This window comes from Mycobacterium sp. 852002-10029_SCH5224772 (assembly GCF_001667315.1).
GTDB lineage: Bacteria > Actinomycetota > Actinomycetes > Mycobacteriales > Mycobacteriaceae > Mycobacterium.
Genome location: NZ_LZHT01000101.1, coordinates 1 through 6,240 on the forward strand (window position 1 = coordinate 1; position 6,240 = coordinate 6,240).

At 71.1% G+C, this 6,240-nt stretch carries 1 protein-coding gene; it reads right to left on the minus strand.

The features are described from left to right. A partial coding sequence (locus tag A5775_RS17755; RefSeq protein WP_156660754.1) for a non-ribosomal peptide synthetase occupies positions 1-6,240 on the minus strand: 6,240 nt, incomplete at both ends.

A 6,240-nucleotide genomic window follows, 5' to 3' on the forward strand; every position in this document is an offset into this window, starting at 1 on the left:
GGAAGCCCACCGCCACTTCGGAACTCGCACTGACCTTGGCCAGCAGCACCGCCAGGGCGGCCTGCACCACCATGAAGGTGGTCGCGTGGTGTGCGCTCGCCACAGCACGCACCCGCTCCTGCAACTCGGCCGGCCAGTCCACGGTCACGCTGGCCCCGCGGTAGTCGGCCACCAACGGGTACGGCCGATCGGTGGGCAGTTCGAGGCGCTCGGGGAGTCCGGCCAGCGCGCGCTCCCAGTACGCCAGCTGCGCGGCGATCGGGCTGTCCGGGTCTTCCAGGTCCCCGAATTGGGCGCGCTGCCAGAGCGTGTAGTCGACGTACTGCACCGGCAGCGGCGCCCAGTGCGGGGCATCCCCGGCCGAGCGGCTCGCATAGGCCAGCGCCAGGTCGCGCACCAGCGGGGTCAGCGACCATCCGTCGGCAGCGATGTGGTGCACCACGGCCACCAGCACATGCTCGTCCTCACCCGTGCGGAAAAGCCATGCCCCCAGCGGGATTTCGGTCGCGAGGTCGAACGTGTGCCGCGCCGCGTCGCGGATGGCCCCTTCCAGCCGGGCCGGTGACCAGTCGGTGGCGTCGATGGTCTGCCATTTCACATCCACCCGCTCGGGCGGCAGCACCACCTGCTGGGGGATCCCCTCGGTGGCGGCGAACACCGTGCGCAAACTCTCGTGCCGCGCCACCACATCGCCGAGCGCGGCGCCCAGTGCGTCGGCGTCCAGGCGTCCGGCGAGCCGCAATGCCGCCGCCATGTTGTACACCGGCGACGGTCCGTGCAACTGATCGATGAACCACAACCGCGATTGGGCGAACGACAACGGCACCACCGCCGGCCGTTCACGCGCCGCCACACCGGCGTTGCAGTACCCACCGATGCCGGCGCGCCCCGCCAGCTGGCCAATCGTGGGCGCTTCGAACAGCATTCGCACGCCGAGGTGCGCGTCGAGTCCGGTGTTGATCGCGGCGATCACCCGCATCGCCGACAGCGAATCCCCGCCCAGGTCGAAGAAGGAGTCGTCGACGCCGACCCGTTCGAGCCCGAGCACCCGGGCGTAGATGCCGGCCAGGATTTCCTCGGTGGGGGTGGACGGGGCGCGGTACCGACCACCGGCGTATTCCGGCGCCGGCAGGGCGCCGGTGTCGAGTTTGCCGTTGGGCGTCAACGGCAAGGCATCGATCGCCATCACCGCGGCCGGCACCAGGTACACCGGCAACCGTTCGGCCAGCCGGCTGCGCAGCTCGGCCGGATCGGCGGCCCCGGTGATGTAGGCGACGATCCGCTTATCACCGGGTTGGTCCTCGCGGGCGATCACCGCGACCTGTCCGGTGCCATCCAATTCGGCCAGCGCCGTGTGGATTTCGCCGAGTTCGATGCGGTGGCCGCGGATCTTGACCTGGTGGTCGGCGCGGGTGACGTAGTGCAGCTCGCCGTCGGAGCCCCAGCGCACCAGATCGCCGGTGCAGTACATGCGCGCTCCGGCCGCGCCGAACGGGCAGGCCACGAACCTCGACGCGGTCAAAGCGGCGCGACGCGCGTACCCGACCGCGACCCCGCGCCCCGCCACGTACAGCTCACCGACCACGCCGGCGGGCACCGGACGCAGCCAGCCGTCCAGGACGAACAACGCGGCCCCGGACACCGGCGACCCCAGCGGCGGCGCTCCGGCTCCCGCGGTCAGCGGCGCACTGAGCACCGCGTCCACGGTGGTTTCCGTCGGGCCGTAGGCGTTGATCATCAGCCGGTCCGGCGCCCAGTCGTCCGCGAGCGCGCCCGGGCAGGGCTCACCACCGATGATCAACGCCGCGTCCAGCTTTCGGGGGGACAGCGCGGTCAGCGCCGACGGGGTTTGGCTCAGCACGCTGACCCGCTCGGCGATCAGCAGGGCGTGCAGCTCGTCCGGCGACCGTGTCACCGATTCGGGCACCACCACCAACCGGCCGCCGCTGGCCAGTGCGCCCCAGATTTCCTGGACCGACACGTCGAAGCCGTAGGAGTGGCATTGCGACCACACCCCCGCCTCGGGCAGCTGCGCCCGCAGCGACTCCAGCAGCTGGGTGACGTTATGGTGGGTGACCGCAACGCCTTTGGGGACGCCGGTGGTGCCCGAGGTGTAGATCAGGTAGGCGATGTTCTCGGGCGCGGGCATCGGCAACGGACCGGCACGCAGGGTGTCCGGCCCCGCTTCGTCGGCGTCGATGACCGGCAGGTTCACTCCGTCCAGCCGGGCGCGCAGGCCTGCCGTGGCGACCGCGGCGACCGGCGCGGCGTCACCGAGCATGAACTCGATGCGTGCCGCGGGCAGGGCGGGGTCGATCGGCAGGTACGCCGCCCCGGTCTTCAGCACCGCGAGCATCGAGACGATGGCCTCGGCCGAGCGGGAAACCAGCAGCGCCACGCACTCCCCGGGGCCCGCGCCGCGCTCGAGCAGCGTGTGCGCCAGCCGGTTCGAGGCCTCGTCGAGTTCCCGGTATGTCATCGAGCGGCCTTCGAAGGTGACCGCCACCGCGTCGGGCAGGCGGGTCGCCTGGGCGGCGAATACGGCCGGGAGCGATACCGGGGCGCTCGGCTGTTCGGTCAGCACCGCGCGATTGCCCCACCGTCGTAGCCGGGCGCGCTCCGGCGCGTCGAGCACATCCAGTGACAACAGGCGTCGGGCCGGATCGGCGGGCATGGCCACCAGCAGCCGGCGCAGCCGCTCGATCAGCGCGTCGACGGCGGCCGGGTCGAATACGTCGGTGTCGAATTCGATGCGAAGGCGCAGTTCGTCGCCCGGCACGGCTTGCAGCGACAGCGGGTAGTGGTTGTAGTCGTGGCTGGTGAATTCGGTGACGGCCAGGTCGTCGGCCGCCGACAGTGCGGCGGCGTCGATCGGATAATTCTCGTACACCAGCAGTGTGTCGAACAGCTGGTCGTACCCGGTGACGCGGTGAATGTCGTTGAGCGCCAGGTGCTGGTGCTCCACGGTGTCGTTGTGGGCGCGTTGCAGCTGGTTCAGGAGTTCGGCGACGGTGGTCGTCGCGGTGGCGTGGGCGCGTACCGGCACGGTGTTGATCAGCAGGCCCACCATGGATTCGGCGCCGGGCAGCTCGGCCGGCCGGCCCGAGACCGCGGTGCCGAAGGCGACATCGTCCCGGCCGGTCAGCGACATCAGCAGCTGCGCCCAGGCGGCCTGCAGCACGGTGTTGACGGTGGTGCGGCAGGAGCGGGCGAGTTCGCCGAGCGCACTGGTGGTTTCGGCGCAAAGCTGGACTGCGGCGACCCCGCGCTGCCCGAGTTCTCCGCGTTCCGGCGGGGCGACCAGCGTGGGGGTGTCGAAACCGTCGAGCAACTCGCGCCACGCGGTGTGGGCGGCCGCGGCGTCTCGGGTGGCCAGCCAGCTGACGAAGCGGCGATAGGGGGCCGCCGCCGGTAACCGCGACCCGTAGTAGCAGGCGAAGATTTCTTGCAGCAGGATCGGGAGCGACCAGCCGTCCATCACGATGTGGTGGACGGTGAGCACGAGGCGGAATTCGTTGTCCGCGGCGCAAATCAGCGCGGCCCGCAAGGGTGGTTGGTCGTCGAGGTCTCGCACGGCGGCGCGTTCGGCGGCGGATATCCGCCCGACCTGTTCGTCGACGTCGCCGCCGTCGAGGTCGACGTACCGGTAGGCGAGCTCGGGGGTGGCCGGGATGATCTGCACCGGGTCGCCGAAGTCGGAACAGAACCGGGCCACGAGGTTGGGGTGGCGGGCGACGACGGTCTGCGCGGCGCGGTGGAGGCGGTGGGGATCGAGGGCGCCGCGCAGCGTGATGTTCAGCTGCACCGCGTACACGTCACCGTCGGGTTGCGCGGTCGAATGGAACAGCAGCCCCTGCTGCAGCGGGGTCAGCGGTAGGACGTCGGCGACGTCGTAGCGCCGCTCGAGTTGGTCGATCTGCTGCTGGTCGAGGCGGGCGGGAACGATGTCGGACGGGGTCAGCCCGCCGCCGCCGCGGCGCACGTGGGCGCAGATTCCGGTCAGCGCCTCAAACCACAACCGGCTCAACCGGTTTACTTCTTCGTGGGTCAGGGCCGAGGACGCCCAGGTCCAGTGGGCGTGGAGGTGCGGGCCGTCCTCGGTGTCCATGGTTGCGGCGTTGAGTTCCACCGTGTGCGGCAGCGGCAACGCGATCGCCGCGGCGGCGGCGCTCAACGCCGCGGTGTTCGGGCTGAGCTTCCACAGCTCGCTGGACAACTCGGCGGCCGCACCACCGAGGCGGCCCAGGTAGTTGAACCCGATGGCGGGATCCGAATCGACCAGGCCCACTTCGGGGTTCAGATATCGCAACAGTCCGTAGGTGAGGCCGTCCGGCAGGGCGCGCAGCTGCTCCTTGGCGTTTTTGAGCACCGCACCCAGCGCGGCCTCGCCCGCGACCACGCGCGCCCAGTCCAGACCGTGGACGCGCAGGGCCACCGGGTAGGTGGTGGTGAACCAGCCCACGGTGCGGGACAGGTCGACGTGCGGGCCCAGCTCCTCGCTGCGCCCGTGGCCCTCGACGTCGACGCCGATCGGTGTGGCCGCCCCGAGGAACTCGGTGAACGCCAACCCGAAGGCGATCAGCAGGATGTCTTGCACCCCGGCGTGAAACGCCGCGGGCACCTCGCCCAGCAGCAGGCGGGTCGTCTCGGCGTCCAGCGACGCCGAGAGCTGCCCGGCCGTCTCATACGTGTCCTCGGGCTGAGCGGGTGGCAGCGCCGGCGATATCGCAGCCACCTGCCGCCACGCCTCGGCCCACTCGATCACCTCCGGCCTGCGGGCGTGCTCGGCCAGCAGAGACGACCAGCGGGCGAACGAGGTGCCGGGCGCGGGCAGCTCGACGGGCCGGCCGCGCTGGTGCTGCGCCCAGCCGATGTTGAGGTCCTCGATCAGGGTCCGCCAGGACACGCCGTCGACGGCCAGGTGGTGGATGATCAACGCCAATTGGTTTGTCGCACTTGCCCATACCGCGCTCACCAGCACCCCGGCACCCGGGTTCAGCCGCGCGCGGGCCCGCACCAGTGCCGCATCCGAGAGGACGTCGACGGTGCGCAAGCAGGCCCGGGCGTCCACCGAGCCCGCCTCGGGGACGTGCAGGTCCCAGCCGCCGGCGCCGTCGTCGTCCACGCAGAGCCGCAGCATGGGATGGCGGTCCAGCAACGCCTGCAGCACGATCGCCACGTCGGCCTGGCTCACCCCGGCGGGGGCGGACAGCACCATGGTCTGGTTGAACTGTTCGATGGGGCCGTCCATGTCCTGCAGCCACCGCATGATCGGGGTGGCCACCACCGGCCCGATCCCCTCGTCGGCCACGTCGTCCTCGCCGGTGGCCAGCGTGACGACCCGCGCGAGGCGGGCCACCGTCTGCTCGACGAACACGTCGCGGGGCCGGCACATGACTCCGGCCGCGCGGGCGCGGGCCACCACCTGCATCGACAGGATGCTGTCCCCACCCAGGTCGAAGAAGGAGTCGTCCACCCCGACGCCGTCGACGCCCAGCACCTGGGCGTAGATGCCGGCCAGGATCTCCTCGATCGCATCGGACGGGGCCCGGTACCGGCTCGCTGAGTATTCCGGTGCGGGCAGGGCGCGCTTGTCGAGCTTGCCGTTGACCGTCAGCGGCAACGCATCGAGCGCTATCACCGCCGACGGCACCATGTAGGCCGGCAGCCGCGCGGCCAGCCGCGCCCGGATTGTGGACGGGTCGGCCGTCCCGGTCACATAGCCCACCAGCCGCGCGGCGGCGGGGTGGTCGTCGCGCGCGATCACCGCGGCCTGCTCGACGCCGTCCAATTCGCTGAGTGCGCACTGGATTTCACCCAGTTCGATGCGGTAGCCGCGGATCTTGACCTGCTCGTCGGCGCGCCCGAGGTATTCCAGCTGACCGTCGCGGCCCCACCGCACCAGGTCGCCGGTGCGATACATCCGCGTTCCGGGCCCACCAAACGGACATGCCACGAACCGTGACGCCGTCAACGCCGTCCGGCCCAGATAGCCGGGGGCGACCCCGCGGCCCGCGATGTACAGCTCACCGACCACGCCGGGCGGTACCGCACGCAACCAGTGATCCAGCACGAACAGGGCGGCCCCGGGCACCGGCGAGCCGATCGGCACCGTGGCGGAGCCCGCCGTCAGCGGTGGGGTCTTTGCCACATACATCGTGGTCTCGGTCGGGCCGTACGCATTGATCATCACCCGCCCGGGGGCCCACCGATCCACCACCTCGACCGGGCACGCCTCAC